Genomic DNA, 16,324 nt, shown 5'->3' with positions numbered 1-16,324 from the left:
TATACACACTCGCATGTCAATTTCACTCAAAGCCCATCCAAAGCACCACTATGGCAGACATGTTCCTGTCGCCATCATGTTGGTCATTATTCTGCTGTTGATACGCTATTTTTGGCAAGAAGAGCCCGAAGAAATCACACCGATACGTGCAAAGGCAAACCTGTCCACCATGGTATTCGGCCCTGGCCAGACCACACCACCAGCCAATACCGTAGATACATCGTTTTCGCCTAGCGACAGCCGCTTGCTACCCAACGGGCTGACAACAGAAAATCAGCAACTCGTCGTCAATAGCGGTTTATTGGAAGTCATCCATTTTTTCTTGTTGGAGCAAATGTCAGCAGACCGTGCAGGCGCATTGCGCAGTCACCTAAAAAGCGCACTTCCACCTCCTGCATATACTGAAGCAATGCTGATTGTCGAACACTACCAGGCTTACATGAAAGCGCATGATGAGTTACTTGCGGCGCATAATTTCGGTGGCACCGGCAAAGACGTCAACTTGCAAGATGTACGACGCATCAGTACCTGGCGCGACCAGCGGGATCGTCTGCGACTGGGCTTTCTGGGTGAGACAGTCGTGCATGCATGGTATCAAAATGACGATGCACAGTTGGATCAGATATTGAACGAATTAACGCAACTGAAAGATAACTCAATACAAGAGCAAAACCCGAACGCGCCCTCGACTGACGAGCAGCCAGCCATACCTCGGCCACCAACCTGGTCCAACAAAAATGACGAATTGCGTCATGATCACTACATGCAGTGGGTGCTTGGCAAGGCGATTCGCAGCTTCAGTAGCTGGGCAAATACGGGGCCACAATTGGCCAGCCGTCTCACAGGCTACCTGGATGCTGCCGGTCAGATCAATCAAAATCGTCAACTCAATTTTTCTGAACGCGTCATCCAAACTCAAGAACTCTTGATCAAATCTTTCCCTGTTGAAGCAGAGCGGCAACGCGCACGCGATTTGATGTTTCCATCGCATTGAGACTATTTTGAAGGCAATGCAAAAGACAAACCAGGGGATAGGATATGTCAATGAAATCAACGTTACACTAGTGGACTGTAACAGTTGAAACAGAGTGCCTTCCGCTTGCGCGACGACCATGACTGTGTTGCAAATGCTCGCGATAGTTCACTATCGCTGTGCATAAGTGTTAACCTTGCCTTGCCCTGATCGCCGGGCAAGCGTCTTTCACTTCTGTTTCAACTGTTACAGTCCACTAGAATGATAAAACGAAAGCCGGCCATAATGGATCACCCTGCGATAGCACTTATCTGCGTTCCCTCCAAAATCTCACTGAATTTGTCTCACAATGCATTCATCAAGAAATGTCACGTCTTAGGTGTATTGGCTTGTGTTTTGGTTTTGAACGGGTGTGGTGGTGGCGGTCAGGCGTATAGCGATGGAGGTGCGACCACTACAACATCGACTCCCACCTCTGGAAGCAGTGGTGCAACATCGGGGACAGGCAATGCCATAGCAGGTGCCAGCCTGACAACGTCCTGGGGTGTAGTGAATCAACCATCTTTGCCGACGTCGGTCTGTGCCAGCCTGACAGCTACGTTAACGCCAATCAATGGGTCAATCGATAGTGTGGATGAATCCCCGTCCAACTCTCAACCTGACACCTTACGTATCCAAAATGCCATCAACACTTGCCCTGCGGGCCAGGCAATCAGATTAAGCAAGGGTGCAGCAGGGCAAGTAGGCTTTCTGAGTGCTCCTTTAAAATTGAATTCTGGTGTCACCCTTTGGATAGACCAGGGAGTGACATTGTTCGCCTCACGCAATCCGGCCGATTACGATAATGGCCCAGGTACTTGCGGAACGGCCATACCTACCGATTTGCGCTCTTGCAATCCGTTTATTCTTGCAGACAGCACTAACGGCAGCGGAATTGTTGGCGATGGCGCCATTGATGGTCGTGGTGGTAGTTTGCTTACCACTGGCCCAAATGCAAAATACCGCTCCTGGTGGGATGTCGCCTATCAAAACAAGTCTGACACCTTGTCGCAGCAAAATCCCATGATCATCAGGGTCAACAACAGCAGTAACTTTACGCTGTATAGAGTCGCCGTGATGAATTCACCGAATTTTCACATATCGACCAGCAATGTTGCTGGTGTAACGGCTTGGGGTATTAAAATTTTATCTCCAAGTGCGGTCTACACCAAGCCGCGTTACGCATGCCCGGCTAACTCTACTCCAGACAAAATAACGCCAGCGACCTGCTTTACACCTGATACCGTCAAGAACACAGATGGTTTTGACCCGGGCCAATCGAGTAAGGTTTTACTTGCCTATTCTTACATCAGCGTTGGGGATGACAATGTCGCCGTCAAATCCCACACCACATCCCCATCGACAAACCTGGCTTTCCTGCACAATCATTTTTACTATGGTCACGGCATGTCAATTGGTAGTGAAACCGATTCAGGCCTGAACAATATGCTGGTAAACGATCTGACCATCGATGGCAATGACAGCTCGGTGAGTATCGGCCTGCGCATAAAATCGGATTCATCACGTGGCGGCCTGGTCACAGACGTGACGTATAGCCAGATTTGTATGCGGAACGTCCGGCAGCCTCTCGTTTTTGATTCTTTTTACAGGGACGTCAATGCTGGCACCAAGTATCCCGCTTTTACCAATATCACCATACGTGACTTCCATAACCTGGGTAGTGCGAAATATGCTGGCGGAACGATGACTTTCGCAGGTTACAACGCCAATGCTCAAAAAAATCCTATAGGCATCACGCTGGATAATGTCGTATTTGACGGCAAGCAGCCAGGCTTTGATGCAGGCCATAACGGCGGACCCAGTGTCTTGCCGGCAGCGACGCATTTTACTTTTGGCCCGGGGCAGGTCAGTTTCGCATCCTCCATTATTTCGTCCAGTATCAACGATGTCACAGTCAGTGGCAGTTCTGGTTCCTCCACACCACTAGACTGCAGTGCGGCGTTTGTACCGTTCAACTCTGTTCTGGCTGATTCGCCTATTTGATGGCGGCGTTGCATACATCACTTCCCTTCGGCAAAGCTGTCTGGACCCGCAGCTCAGAAAATTATTGAATTTTCAATGCGGGTTGAACATGCGTCGAATGACTGCTTAAGGCATTAGACAATTCATCCAACGCGCCTGTCAGTGATTGCTCATTCATCGTGTATAGTAATCCGAAAACTGACGGGCTTTAACGATGCGCCTGCTCAGCCAGAAATTCTTTGTACAGACTGTTATTCAAACAAAACGCGGAAATACGAATGGCCCTATCAAACAGCAAGCATGCCGGATCACACAGCGAAGATCAGCATTTATCCGTAAAACAAGAAATGGATACATTGACTGCGACCATCACCCGGCGCAGCTTCCTGTATGGCCTGGGTGCACTGGCACTGACTGCTTGCGGCGGCAGTGCCAAGCAACAGCTGGAATCCGCACAAATACCATCAACGAACAAAACTGGCGCAACCACCAACGGCTTCGCCCACCCTGGCCTGCTGCACACGCAAACGGATTTCGAGCGTATGGCCGTGAAGTTCAATACCGAACCCTGGAAGTCCAGTTGGGACCTGCTGATCGCCAATTCGCACGCCAGCCTGAACTACACACCGGCAGCCGTGCCTGTGGTTTATCGCGGTGCAGATGGTAGCAATCCTGAAAATTATTCGCGGCTGTTTAATGACATCGCTGCAGCCTATGCCTGTGCGCTACGCTGGAAGATTTCAGGCAACAGCGCCTACGCCGATAAGGCAGTGCAGATCATGAACGCATGGTCATCCACGCTGACCGGCATCAGCGGTACTTCCGACATGAACCTGGCGGCCGGCATCTATGGCTACGAGTTCGCCAACGCCGGCGAAATCATGCGCAGTTATAGCGGGTGGGCCGCGGCCGATTTCGCTCGCTTCCAGAGCATGATGCGCAACATTTTCTACCCGATGAACCATGGCTTCCTGGAAGGCCATCTGAATACCGAGATTACCCACTATTGGTCGAATTGGGATCTGTGCAATATGGCATCGGTGCTGGCGATAGGCGTGCTGTGTGACGAGCGTGCCCTATTTGATGAAGCCATCACCTATTTCAAGAGCGGTGCCGGCAACGGTGCTGTAGCACAGGCGATCTATTATGTGCATCCTGGCTATCTGGGCCAGTGGCAGGAAACCGGGCGCGACCAGGGTCACAATACCCTGGGTATTGCACTGATGGGCTCGCTGTGCGAAATGGCCTGGAACCAGGGCGTGGACCTGTACGGCTATGACAACAACCGCTTTTTGATGGGGGCCGAATACGTAGCCAAGGCCAATCTCATCGAATCTGGCAGCAATTATTACAGCGTACCTTACGTGACCTACACCAATGTCGACAAGGTCAATCAGACTGTGCTGTCGACCGCGGGACAAGGCACGGTGCGGCCTTGTTGGGCGCTGGTCTACAACCACTACGTCAACCGCATGGGGCTTGCAGCACCGTACACGCAAAAATTCACGCAGTTGGTACAGCCCGAAGGCGGTGGCGGCAATTACGGCCCCAACAGCGGCGGCTTCGATCAACTGGGTTATGGCACGCTCACCTGCACGCTCGATACTACGGCCAGCCGCGCCGGGCCGACCGGCCTCAGCGCTTACGTCAGTGCAGGCCAGGTAATCCTGTCATGGTGGGGTATGACCAACGCCAGCAGCTACACGGTAAAACGCGCCACGAACGCAGCAGGCCCCTACACCACCCTCGCAAGCGGCATCACTGATCTGCTCAGCTACACCGATACCGGGTTGGCGGATGGCGAATGGTATTACGTCGTGACCGCAAGCACATCCAAGGGCGAGAGCGCGGCTTCGAATGTGGTCAGCGCAATCACTGGCCTGCGACTGCACACTCGCCTCAGCTTCGATGAAAGCAGCGGTGCCGTGGCTGCCGACAGCAGCGGTAACGGTCACACCGGCACACTGACCGGGGGAACTGGCTGGGTCGCTGGCAAGATATCCAACGCCATCTCGCTGGACGGCAGCAGCGGCTACGTCAGCCTGCCGCCAGACATCATGACAGATGTCGGTGATTTCAGCATTTGTACCTGGGTTTACTGGAATGCAGCCCGCACCTGGGACAGAGTGTTCGACTTCGGCTCCGGCACTGGTCACTACATGATGTTGACAGCGCGTGGCGCGAACGGCCTCGCGCGTTTCGCCATGACCGTCAATGGCCGCGACGGTGAGTTGTTTGTTGACAGCCCGGCTGCACTGCCAACGGGTGCATGGACACATATCGCGGTGACCTTGTCAGGCCGGACCTGCAAGCTGTATGTAAACGGCACAGTAGTCGGCAGTAATACCGACATGTTCCAGGCACCATTCCGGCTACAAAGTACCAGTCAGAACTGGATAGGCCGCTCGCAAAACACCGCCCAACCCTACTTCAATGGAAAAATTGACGACTTCCGCATCTATCGCGGTGCACTCAATGTGGCTCAGGTGCTGGCACTGATGAACAACCAAACCATCTAGCAAGCGCCTCATGAATAAAGTGATATCGCCGGGCGTCCTGCCTGTATTGTCTGCATCGACCTTTGTCATTGCGACCAGAGTCCTGTCAGGCGCTTGCAATACCCGGCAATCTGTTCCGTAGGCAGATTGGTCACGCCCAACAGTAATCCATCATAGCCAGGCTTGGGTTGCGCGTACCACCACGACAGCGCTGATGGCGATAAACCCACCGTACGGGCTTGCACCGCAATGTCAGTATCACGCACACCTTCCGGGAGACGTATCAACACGGCTAGCCCGGCCTCTATGTAGGGAATCGACAGCTCGCCCAAACAAACGCCCAGCGTAGTGCGACGATCAGCGTAGACACGTTTCATGCGACGCAAATGGCGCAGATAATGACCCCTGTGCATAAACTCCGCCACCGCCAACTGTACCGATGGCGCAGGTGCCGATGCATAGGTGGTCACACCATTTTCCATTCGCGCTACCTGCTCATTTGGTACCACAATGAAGCCTACACGCAAACTGGGAGTGATCGTCTTACTAAAAGTCCCGATGTGTAACACCCGGCCGTTGCGATCAAGCGAGGCAAGTGCTGGCGCGGCGCGGCCCTGGAGTTGCAGTTCGCCGAGATAATCATCTTCAATAATCCAGGAATCAGACCGTTCGGCCCAGTCAAGTAGGGCGTGCCGTCGCCGCAACGACAGTGTGACACCCAGTGGGGCTTGTTGACCCGCCGTGACGATCGCCAGTTTAGCTTGCGGTGCCGTCGTCCAGGCCGATGTCACGTCCAGTCCTTCCGCATCAACTGCCACCGGTATCGGTGTAACACCTGATTGTACCAATGTCTCGCGGGTCGTTGAAAACCCTGGCTCTTCCATCCACGCACACTTGCCTTCCATCTGCAACGCACGCAGTGCCACTCCTAAGGCTCCAGCAAAACCGCTAGTGATAAAGACCTGCGCAGGTGTACAGTCAATACCGCGGGCAATAGCCAGGTAAGCAGAAATCTCTGAACGTAATTCCAGTTCTCCACGAGGGTCTGGATAGCCTAACTGCCTGGCAGCAGCCGTGCGTGCTGCACGCCCCATGATGCGGGACCAGGTTTTGAATGGGAACACATCTTGGGCTGGTACTCCCACCTGGAATACGCCGGGCTTGACAGGCCAACCGGGAAAAACCTCTTCCAATGGCTTGTCCCGGATACGTTCTGCGTTTTGATCCCCATTTTGATCCCCGCTGTGGTTCCCGTTGTGCACTGTCGCTAAAGTGTGCGATGCGACGTGAGTACCCGCTGCACCATGAGCGGTAATCAGTTGCTGATCGCACAAAATATCATAGGCCATCCGCACCGTTCCGCGTGAAACGCCTAGTTGAACGGCCAGGTCATACCATGAAGGTAGTCGCGCCCCTGGTGACAGCCGGCCTGCACGAATGGCTGTACTGATGGCAGAGCTGATCTGTTTGGTCAACGACACTCTGGTGCCGCGATCAATACGAATATCGAGATCTGTTTCCATGAAACTCTTTCTGCTCTCAGCCAGGGGTATGCCAGGTATGGTCACGTCAATGGTACATACATTTAAGTCATTCTTGCATCTTTTTTCTGACCTGAGTCATACCTATCATGGACACATATCAAGACATCCGGAGAAAAAAATGAAGAATAGAGATATTACTTGCCTATTCACATTAGCGGCTTTGTGGGGGGCATCTTATTTGTTCATGCGTATAGGTGCAGGTGAATTTGGTGCTTTGACGATGGCGGGTGCCAGGGCAGCTGGGGCAACGCTGTTGCTGCTTCCTTTATTGGCAGCGCGTCAGGATGGTGGCTTGCATGCCTTGCGCCACCATTGGAAACCCATTGCACTAGTTGGCATTACAAATTCTGCCTTGCCTTTCGTTTTGTTTGGATTTGCCGCATTGAGCATCAATGCGAGCCTGTCCGCGATTTTCAATGCAGCCACGCCTCTGTATGCAGCGATTATTGGCCTGCTGTGGTTACGGGAAGATATCAGCGCGAAGCGGGCCACCGGCCTGGCATTGGGGTTCGCCGGTGTGCTGTGGTTGGCCTGGGATAATGCAAGTTTCAAAGATGGTGCCAATACCTTCGCCACCTGCTGGGCTATAGCCGCCTGCATGGCAGCCACTGTCTTGTATGCATTTTCCGCCCACTACACCAGGCAATATCTGGCCGATGTACCACCGTTAGCTGTCGCTACTGGCAGTCAGTTGATCTCAGCGTTGGTGCTTGCCGTACCGGCATTCATATGGCGACCTGTTGCAATGCCATCGGTACATGCCTGGGTGGCCTTACTGGCATTGACCGTGATCTGCACTGCATTGGCTTATGTGCTGTTCTTTCGCCTGATCGCTGCAGTAGGTGCATCCAGTACGATGACTGTACCTTTCCTGGTACCCGCGTTCGGTGTGTTGTGGGGACTGCTTTTTTTAGATGAAATTTTTACTTTGAAGATGGCTGCAGGCAGCAGCCTGATCGTCTTGGGAACAGCATTGACAACTGGCCTGATCAGATACAGCTCACGTACCTCTGCCATTTAAATTTCAACTGCAACTTCAACTAAACTTTAACCACATCGACGGATTGGAACTACCATGCCTATGTATATCTGCAATACCTGTGGGACGCAACATGCGGAGACTTCCCTTGCTCCGGCACATTGCGTGATCTGCGAAGATGAGCGTCAATATGTAGGCTGGGATGGTCAGATCTGGACTACGCACGAAGCACTGCGCATTAAATATGATCTTCGGATAGAGGAAGAAGAGGGCCTGTTGGCGATAGGTTTTTCGTCAGGCTTTGCCATCCCCCAAAGAATGCTGTTATTGCCGACTGACGCCGGCAACATCCTCTGGGAAAGTCTCAGTCTAGTTACCGACAAGGCAGTTGCAGCACTAAAAGCACGTGGGGGCGTAGACAAAATCGTGATATCGCACCCGCATTTTTACGCGGCGATGGTAGAGTTGAGTGAGGCCCTGGGTGGCGTGCCCATACTGCTTCATGCAGCGGACAAGGCTTGGGTATTAAGATCTTCTTCGCACATTCAGTTCTGGGAAGGCGACGAGAAAACACTCTCCCCTAACGTCACGCTCATCAGGTGTGGTGGTCATTTCCCGGGTAGCACGGCATTGCACTGGAAGAATAGGCCCCACGCAGGCGGAGCCCTTTTCCCGGGAGACGCCATGCAAGTTGCCTCTGATCGACGCCATGTTTCTTTTATGTACAGCTACCCCAATTACATCCCCATGAAGCTGTGCGATGTACTGGCCATGCGCGCGCGGTTGGAAGCTTATCAATACGAAGATATTTTCGGCTTCACCTGGAAACGCAACATCATCGGAGGCGCTCGTGCCGCCACCGATGCTTCTTTCACGCGCTATTTGCAGGCGGTATCGGTTGATACTATTTGATGTCAATTTAATGTCAGCATGACTGGCGAACTTTGCTTCGCCAGCCCACTGACAAGCGCACCGATAAACATGCAAACAACTTGGGTACGAGAATGAGCCTTAGCGCTTGCTCCTTGCGGCAACATCCTCGTCGGAAGCGTTCACCAGGTTGGCGCGCAAGTTGACGATAGCCTTCTGCAATACGTGGAATTCGTCCGGTGCCAGACCGGATGCCCTGGCTGTTACCTCGCGGAAGGCGAATGCCTTTTCCCTCAGTTCCCGCCCCGTATCAGTGAGTGACACGCGCACGCTGCGCTCGTCCTCGCTGTCACGCTCACGGCGCACATAGCCCATCGTTTCCAGACGTTTCAACATGGGCGTCATCGTGCTCGGTTCCAGAAACAGCTTCTCGCTCAAGCCTTTGACGGTCTGGTTGTCCTCTTCCCAAAGACAAATGATGGTGACGTATTGCGGGTAAGTGAGTCCCAACTGTTCCAGCACGGGTTTATAGACGCGCGAGTAAGCGAGGTTGGTCGAATAGATGGCAAAACACATAAAGTCGCCGAGCCTGGCCACGTCCTTGTTGGCATTGGATTTATTGCTCATTACACATCTCCGTGAAAGTATTTATCGAAATAATGATTATCGTACTTGAAAACAGTCGCGAACCTGTATATATTTATCGTCATATTTATTATCACGATAATTAATTTATTAACACAAACCAACCTATATCAATTGCAACAAGCATCTGAAAACCACACCATCATCACCGGAGAAAGCAAATGCACCAATACATCAACCACATCGGCAACATCTATGACAAGCGCCGCCTCGTCCTTGTCACCACCGCGCTTGCCCAGGCCCTTGTCCTTACTGGTGCGCAATTCGCCATGTCAGGTGCAGCCCAGGCACAATCCACAAGCACTGCACCGGGCCTGACAGCAACAGCAAGCCAGGGGATGACCAGCTTTACGTCCTTTACGTCCGTCAGGCAGATTAACGCTGGTGACCTCAACGTTGGTTATGTTGAAGAAGGCCCGGCCGACGGCCCGGTCGTCATCCTGCTGCACGGCTGGCCGTATGACATCAACAGTTTCGTCGATGTCGTCCCCATGCTGACCAAGTTTGGCTATCGCGTGATCGTGCCGCACCTGCGCGGCTACGGTACGACACGCTTCCTTGACGCCAATGCCCCGCGCAATGGCGAACCTGCGGCGCTGGCTTCGGATGTCGTGGCACTGATGGATGCGCTGAAGATAGACAAGGCAATCCTTGCCGGTTATGACTGGGGTGCCCGCACAGCCGGTATCGTTGCTGCGCTGTGGCCGCAGCGTGTCAAAGGTCTGGTTTCAGTCAGTGGCTATCTGATCGGTAGCCAGGAAGCCGGCAAGCAAGCCTTGCCGCCAAAAGCCGAACTGCAATGGTGGTATCAGTTTTACTTCGCTACCGAGCGCGGACGTGTTGGCTATGAAAAGAACCGCCACGATTTCGCCAAACTGATCTGGCAAACTGCATCGCCGCAATGGCACTTCGACGATGCCACTTTCGACCGCAGTGCCGTGGCACTGGAAAATCCGGACCATGTCGCCATCACCGTCCATAACTATCGCTGGCGTCTCGGCCTGGCAAATGGCGAAGCGAAATACGAAGCACTGGAAGCACAATTGGCAAAGTTCCCCTCCATTACCGTGCCGACCATCACCATGGAAGGTGATGCCAACGGTGCGCCACACCCCGACCCAGCCACCTACGCCAAGCGGTTCACCGGCAAGTACAAACATGAGCTCATCACTGGTGGTATCGGCCACAACTTGCCGCAAGAAGCGCCGCGCGCCTTCGCCGATGCCGTGATCGAAGTCGGCCATCTTTGATGACGACTTGAGCGGGAATCCGTCTGTGCGCGCCCCTTCACATTACCGTTCATTGGTTTTTCAGCAGAACGCCATTGCACTTTTACATTCTTCAATCAGCGATCACCGATTACCTTAAAGGAAACAGCATGAACCAGATCGAAACAGTACTCTATACCGGTAAAACCCACACCACCGGCGGCCGCGAGGGTGTCGCGCAAAGCGACGATGGCCGTCTTGACATCACATTGTCGCCTCCTGGCAGCCCTGGCACAGGCACCAACCCGGAACAACTTTTTGCCGCTGGCTGGTCGGCCTGCTTCATCGGTGCCATGGGACGGGCAGCCAAGGACAAAAATTTGTCCCTGCCTGCGGGCACTGCCGTTGATGCCGAAGTCGATCTCGGTACAGGAAACGGCGGCTTCCTGTTACAGGCGCGCCTCAAGGTGAGCCTACCCGGCCTGCCACGCGATGTGGGGCAAGACCTGATAGCTGCCGCACATCAGATCTGCCCTTACTCGAAGATGAGTCGCGGCAACATCGAAGTGAGCGTCACCCTGGCCTGATGCAACGAAAAACAAATCCCGCACGCAGCGCAGATCGGCTGCAACATGGCGTTAGCCTGCGGGCGGGCTTATGCGGACTTAAACAGTGTCGTAGTGTCGTTGTAAAATGCATTAAAAGGAATTTCTCATGCTGCGTTTCATCCTCTCCCTGTTTCACACACGCTTATATCACTTATATCACTTATATCGCTGGTTCGCCAGCGGTGCGCTCATCGCACTTGGCATAGCTGTTGCGATGGTCACCAACATGTCCGCCGCCGACGAGGCAAGAGATAAAGCAATGAAATCGAATGGCAGCGCATACACCAGCGATTTGCCGGTCCTTGGCCATCTTCCGCCACTAGTCGGTGCATCGGCGTGGCTGAATTCACCCCCGATCAACTCTGCACAGCTAAGCGGCAAGGTGGTGCTGATCGATTTCTGGACCTATTCCTGCATCAACTGCATCCGCACCTTACCGCATGTGCGCGCCTGGGCAGAGAAATACCGCGCTCAGGGTCTGGTCGTGATCGGTGTGCACACACCTGAATTTGACTTCGAAAAAGACACCGCAAATATCAGGAAAGCGATTGCACGCTTCAAGATCGATTACCCGATCGCAGTCGATAGCGAGCATCACATCTGGAACGCTTTTCGTAACAACGCGTGGCCAGTCTTTTACTTTGCCGACGCGCAGGGTCGCATCAGGGCGCGTCTTGCTGGCGAAGGCAACTACGACAAGGCAGAGACTATCATCCAGTCTTTATTGGCCGAAGCCGGCCAGTCTGGCGCTGGGGCCGCACTGACAACACCAAAAGCCAGCGCCGAACAGGCAGCGCCCGATATCGCGCATCTGCGCTCTGGCGAAACGTATGTCGGGTACCAGCAAGCATCGAATTTTTCCTCGAACAGTGGACTGAAAAGAGATACAGCCCACGACTACCTTATGATTGCGCCGCGTTTGAACGAATGGAGTCTGGCAGGTAACTGGACCGTTGGTGCAGAACGCACGAATCTGAACCGGGCGGACGGCAGTATTGTGTACCGTTTCAATGCCCGCGATTTGCATCTGGTCCTTGGGCCACGCGCCGACGGCATGCCGGTACGTTTTCAAGTCAGGATAGATGGTCATGCACCTGGTGCAGATCACGGTTCAGATACCGATGCAGAAGGCAATGGCACCGTCACCGAGGCCCGCCTTTACCAGCTCGTGCGCCAGTCCGGTAAGGTGAAAGAGTGCAGCTTCGAAATTCGTTTTCTTGATGCTGGTGTTGGCGCATTTGCCTTCACTTTTGGCTAGGCACGGGGGCTGTTTTCGATCTGCCGAGTAAGGCAGACAATTGACGATGTATGCAAAATGGCGAATTTTTCGTCAGCCCTGTTTTGCATAAAACCCGGATAAGTACTGCTGAACAGATGCGCTGTTCAGCAGTACTTGTCATGTAAAACTATGCAATCAAAGCGATTTCAAGAAAGCCAGTACAGCCTCACGGTCAGTTTTTGACAAGTTCTGGAAACGCTGGCGAGCACGATCCGCCTCGCCACCATGCCACATGATGGCTTCGGTCAGATTACGGGCACGACCATCATGCAGGTAACCGACCTTACTGCTGTTACCCATGACTTTGTCGGTATAGCCTATACCCCACAAAGGCGAAGTGCGCCACATATTGCCCTGTGCCTGGCCTTCAACCAATTTGTCAGCCAAACCTGCGCCCATATCATGCAGCAGCAAGTCGGTATAAGGCCGTATGGTCTGGTTGCGAAGTTCGGCAAACAGATGGCCTGAGCCTGTCTTCATCTCTGCTGTGTGGCAAGCCGCACAACGCATACCCTGGAACAGCTTGGCACCAGCGCTGACCTGTTGCGCATCGACACGGTGTTCATCCAGCGGTGCTACACCTTTAGGGAAACCACTGGCTATGCTGCGTTGTGCAGGCACACCCACCAGCGCAAGATAGCGCGAGATCGATTGCAGATCAGCTTCCGAAATACCTGGTTGAGGTGCGGCAGCAGCGCAGCCAGCAGGGTCGGTAGTGCAACTGCGGTTGGGGTAAGGTGCGGACGTCACCCCCATATCCGCCAACAGTGCAGCAGCCGTCTGGTGACGCAGGGTAGCCTTGGATGCCTTCCAGCCAAAGCGGCCCAGGCGGACGGCACCTGTTTCAGGTTCAAAGACAAAGTTGGCCACACCCATGACACCATCCGCATCCGGCGCGGTACGGGCACGGGCGAGGATGTCTGCCTCTGGTATCGCTTCGAGCAAACCCATGCCTATCATGGGCTGGGCAGCGCGCAGTGAATAAACGGCAGGTACTGTACCTTCGAAGGCCAGTGTCGCTTTGCGCAATTCAACCACGGTACCATCTGCCAGCTTGCTGGTATTGGTTTCAAACCCGGCCACGTTGACATTAGTACCCCAGTTTTGCGGCACACCAGACGTCGAAAAAGCATTCATCTGAACCACGCTGCCGTACTGCGGATGCGGCAACTGCTGCCCCGCTGCATTTAGCATCGCCACACGTACCGACATGCTGTCCAGACGCTGGTTGGTAGCAGTTGGTGCCACGCTGCGGCCATTGTTGACGTGGCAGGCGATACAGGCAGACTGGTTGAAACGCGGCCCCTGCAAACCAACCGCCTGCAAGTAACGGTCATTGCCCGGCTCGTTATGATCACCCGTAGTGAAGTTGGTGTGCACCAGACGGCGACCTTCAACAAAGCGCTGGATGTTTTGCATACCCGCATTGTTGTGCGGCTGCTGGAACATGAACAGGCCGTTGTCTGAATAGTTGTAAGACACCGAACCCTGGCCGCCAGACAAAGTCTCTTCCGGCAAGGGTACAGAATTCAGACGTGGTTGCACGCCATACCAGGGCTTCAATCCTGACCCCACCACATAAATCCATTCGGCTGAGTAATAACGCACACCGCCGCTATCCCCCTTGGCGGCCATGCCGTCAGGCGTCGAAAACATCGACGGCGATACTTCAATCACATCACCGACGACCAGCGGACGGGCGGGAATATTCTTGCCATTCGGGAAGCCATTCGCATCCAGATCGTCGTGCCCCGGATAATCCTTGACGCGCAAGGTACAGGCACCGTTGACCCCATCAGCACTCGCCAGCTTACCATTCGCCGGATAGGGTACCGGTTTGCAGATGGTGACATTGCGGTCAACCAGTTCACCAGGGTTCATCCAGCCATAACCCGTCACACCCACACGATCAAAACCACGGAAGAAGGCTACGCCACCGGGCAAGAAATCCACGGTATTGTATTGGTTGACGGTAAGCGTGGGCTTGGTCACACCCGCCACGCGACTGTTGTCGAGTATCTCAAAACCCCAGGTGCGATTCTTGAAATATTGGGCAACGAAAGTCAGGTAATTGCCCGGCCCTTTATCCACTGGCAAGCCCGTCACCGCATCGACGGTTTCATTCGGACCGTAGCCAATTTCATTCCACTCTTCGCCGCGTTCACGACCATGGCGTGCCAGGCCACGTGCACCAAAGCGTGTCACCAGCGTGCCATCGGGCAGCGTAAATTGCAGGGTTTCAAGCGGCTCGGCGGCGGCAGGCAATGCTGCCAAACCACTGCCACTAGCCGGGAACTTCAATGCTGATGTGGTGGCGTCAGCTAATGTATTGTCACTGCCGGGTGTCTTGAATTCCACCTCAAACAGTGAATACCCATATTGCGTGGCTCGGGCCACGCCTTGCAGGCGGATGTAACGGGCATTGGCACCAAGATTAAAGAACTCTTCCGTGCCACCCTTGCCAGCGCTGACATAGCGCAGTTGTGACCAGGTCTGGCCATCATCCGACACACGCAGCGCGTATTCTTTGCCATAGGCGTTTTCCCAGACCAGCTTCATGTAGCCAACCGGGGTCTTGGCACCAAAATCGAACTGTATCCAGGCCCCGTCTTCAGACGTACTACCCCAACGCGTATTCAGCTTGCCGTCGATCGCCATCGCTGCCGACATACCCTGATTTTCTACCGCTGACGACGTTGCCGTAACCGGCTTGACGGCAACACCAGGCTTGCTCAAATCAACCTGCACCGGTTGTTGTGGATCTGTGCCCGGTTGTGGTGCCGCTGGCGGACCCGAGAATGCCTGGATTTCGATGATGGAATAACCGTACTGCGTCGAACGCTTGATACCCTTCATTCGCAGATAGCGCCCTTGCCCACTCAGCCCGCTCAAGTCTTCGGTACCACCCTGGCTATTATCAACGGACTTGATCGTGACCCAATCCGCATTGTTGTCAGAGACTTGCAACAGATATTGCGTGGCATGGGCATTTTCCCATTCTATGTGTACACGTGTGATGGTTTCGGATTTGCCGAAATCCAGTGTCAGGTACTGGTCATCGGTGAAACCGCTACCCCAGCGTGTGCTTTCATTGTGATCAATGGCTGCGGCGGCAGACAAGTCACCTCGTTCCATGGAACTGGCACTGGCGCTCACCGGAGTAAGCGCGGTTTCTGTAGTTGCAGCTTGCGGTGGTGCTGCCATGGGTGTATTGCTTGCGCCATTCTGGGCAGCAGAATCAGCAGTGCTGGACCCACCGCAGCCAGCCAGTTGCAGACAGAGTAGAGATGACGCCAGACAGATGGTCGTCATGCGGGCAGATATTTTTTTCACGTAAGAACTCCTGGTTGGTACGTTGCACATTTTTGATGTCGCCTGTAAACGGCATCTTTTGAAACCCATGGCGCATGTTTTTGGATGCGCGAATAGAATATTCAACTGCTTGAATTGCTTGAGCTGCCTGGGATGCGATGAATTCAAAAAGGAAAATGATTAACGGGGGGTGTCTTTGTTTGTCGAAGCGCCACAGTACCCAGTCGCTGTGTGACTTGCAAGCCAGCGAACGCCTGTGACAAGACACCAGGAGTGAAATAATTTCTCCCTGAAATGAAGCGTGGCTTATCTCATTTTTTGTCAGTGCACTGACAGATTTGGGCAGTGCCAACATCGTTCAATGACGATGTCGAACGCCAATCGGT

General features: G+C 53.7%; 12 protein-coding genes. 8 read left to right on the top strand and 4 right to left on the bottom strand.

The window, feature by feature from the left end; translation table 11 throughout:
• Positions 1-13: 13 nt before the first annotated feature.
• The 3 genes from ACO0K9_RS09385 to ACO0K9_RS09375 all read left to right on the top strand — a co-directional run bounded on the left by ACO0K9_RS09385 (position 14) and on the right by ACO0K9_RS09375 (position 5,514).
• On the top strand, positions 14-994 hold the full coding sequence (locus ACO0K9_RS09385) for a hypothetical protein (protein WP_422984120.1): 981 nt from the start codon (positions 14-16) through the stop codon (positions 992-994).
• A gap of 375 nt (positions 995-1,369) precedes the next feature.
• Positions 1,370-3,016 carry a glycoside hydrolase family 28 protein gene (locus tag ACO0K9_RS09380; protein ID WP_422984118.1) on the top strand — a complete coding sequence of 549 codons (1,647 nt, stop codon included), beginning with the start codon at positions 1,370-1,372 and terminating at the stop codon, positions 3,014-3,016.
• A 326-nt stretch (positions 3,017-3,342) separates the two neighbouring features.
• Positions 3,343-5,514 carry a LamG-like jellyroll fold domain-containing protein gene (locus ACO0K9_RS09375; RefSeq protein ID WP_422984373.1) on the top strand — a complete coding sequence of 724 codons (2,172 nt, stop codon included), beginning with the start codon at positions 3,343-3,345 and terminating at the stop codon, positions 5,512-5,514.
• Between the two features lie 65 nt (positions 5,515-5,579).
• Here the strand turns inward: ACO0K9_RS09375 and ACO0K9_RS09370 are convergent, their stop codons facing one another.
• Complete coding sequence (locus tag ACO0K9_RS09370; protein ID WP_422984116.1) at positions 5,580-7,016, bottom strand: PLP-dependent aminotransferase family protein; 1,437 nt, start codon at positions 7,014-7,016, stop codon at positions 5,580-5,582.
• A 139-nt stretch (positions 7,017-7,155) separates the two neighbouring features.
• On the opposite strand from ACO0K9_RS09370, the gene ACO0K9_RS09365 reads away from it, so the two are divergent.
• Both ACO0K9_RS09365 and ACO0K9_RS09360 read left to right on the top strand, forming a co-directional pair.
• Positions 7,156-8,058, top strand: a complete 903-nt coding sequence (locus tag ACO0K9_RS09365; protein WP_422984114.1) for a DMT family transporter — start codon at positions 7,156-7,158, stop codon at positions 8,056-8,058.
• A 54-nt stretch (positions 8,059-8,112) separates the two neighbouring features.
• The gene (locus ACO0K9_RS09360) at positions 8,113-8,928 is read left to right on the top strand and encodes an MBL fold metallo-hydrolase (protein WP_422984112.1); all 816 of its coding nucleotides are present in this window, start codon (positions 8,113-8,115) and stop codon (positions 8,926-8,928) included.
• 99 nt (positions 8,929-9,027) lie between these two features.
• Here ACO0K9_RS09360 and ACO0K9_RS09355 read toward each other — a convergent pair whose 3' ends face one another.
• Complete coding sequence (locus ACO0K9_RS09355) at positions 9,028-9,513, bottom strand: MarR family winged helix-turn-helix transcriptional regulator (RefSeq protein ID WP_422984110.1); 486 nt, start codon at positions 9,511-9,513, stop codon at positions 9,028-9,030.
• Positions 9,514-9,692: 179 nt separating this feature from the next.
• Between ACO0K9_RS09355 and ACO0K9_RS09350 the strand changes: the two genes are divergently transcribed.
• The 3 genes from ACO0K9_RS09350 to ACO0K9_RS09340 all read left to right on the top strand — a co-directional run bounded on the left by ACO0K9_RS09350 (position 9,693) and on the right by ACO0K9_RS09340 (position 12,605).
• Positions 9,693-10,781, top strand: a complete 1,089-nt coding sequence (locus tag ACO0K9_RS09350) for an alpha/beta fold hydrolase (protein ID WP_422984108.1) — start codon at positions 9,693-9,695, stop codon at positions 10,779-10,781.
• 128 nt (positions 10,782-10,909) lie between these two features.
• Positions 10,910-11,326 carry an organic hydroperoxide resistance protein gene (locus ACO0K9_RS09345; protein WP_422984106.1) on the top strand — a complete coding sequence of 139 codons (417 nt, stop codon included), beginning with the start codon at positions 10,910-10,912 and terminating at the stop codon, positions 11,324-11,326.
• A gap of 127 nt (positions 11,327-11,453) precedes the next feature.
• Positions 11,454-12,605, top strand: coding sequence for a thioredoxin family protein (locus tag ACO0K9_RS09340; protein ID WP_422984104.1), 1,152 nt, complete (start codon positions 11,454-11,456; stop codon positions 12,603-12,605).
• A gap of 156 nt (positions 12,606-12,761) precedes the next feature.
• Here ACO0K9_RS09340 and ACO0K9_RS09335 read toward each other — a convergent pair whose 3' ends face one another.
• Both ACO0K9_RS09335 and ACO0K9_RS09330 read right to left on the bottom strand, forming a co-directional pair.
• The gene (locus tag ACO0K9_RS09335) at positions 12,762-15,830 is read right to left on the bottom strand and encodes a di-heme oxidoredictase family protein (RefSeq protein WP_422984371.1); all 3,069 of its coding nucleotides are present in this window, start codon (positions 15,828-15,830) and stop codon (positions 12,762-12,764) included.
• Between the two features lie 34 nt (positions 15,831-15,864).
• The gene (locus ACO0K9_RS09330; protein WP_422984102.1) at positions 15,865-16,293 is read right to left on the bottom strand and encodes a hypothetical protein; all 429 of its coding nucleotides are present in this window, start codon (positions 16,291-16,293) and stop codon (positions 15,865-15,867) included.
• Between the last annotated feature and the right edge of the window lie 31 nt (positions 16,294-16,324).

Source organism: Undibacterium sp. Ji50W (assembly GCF_049340445.1).
Taxonomy (GTDB): Bacteria; Pseudomonadota; Gammaproteobacteria; order Burkholderiales; family Burkholderiaceae_D; genus Undibacterium.
This window is presented reverse-complemented; position numbering and strand designations above follow the sequence as displayed.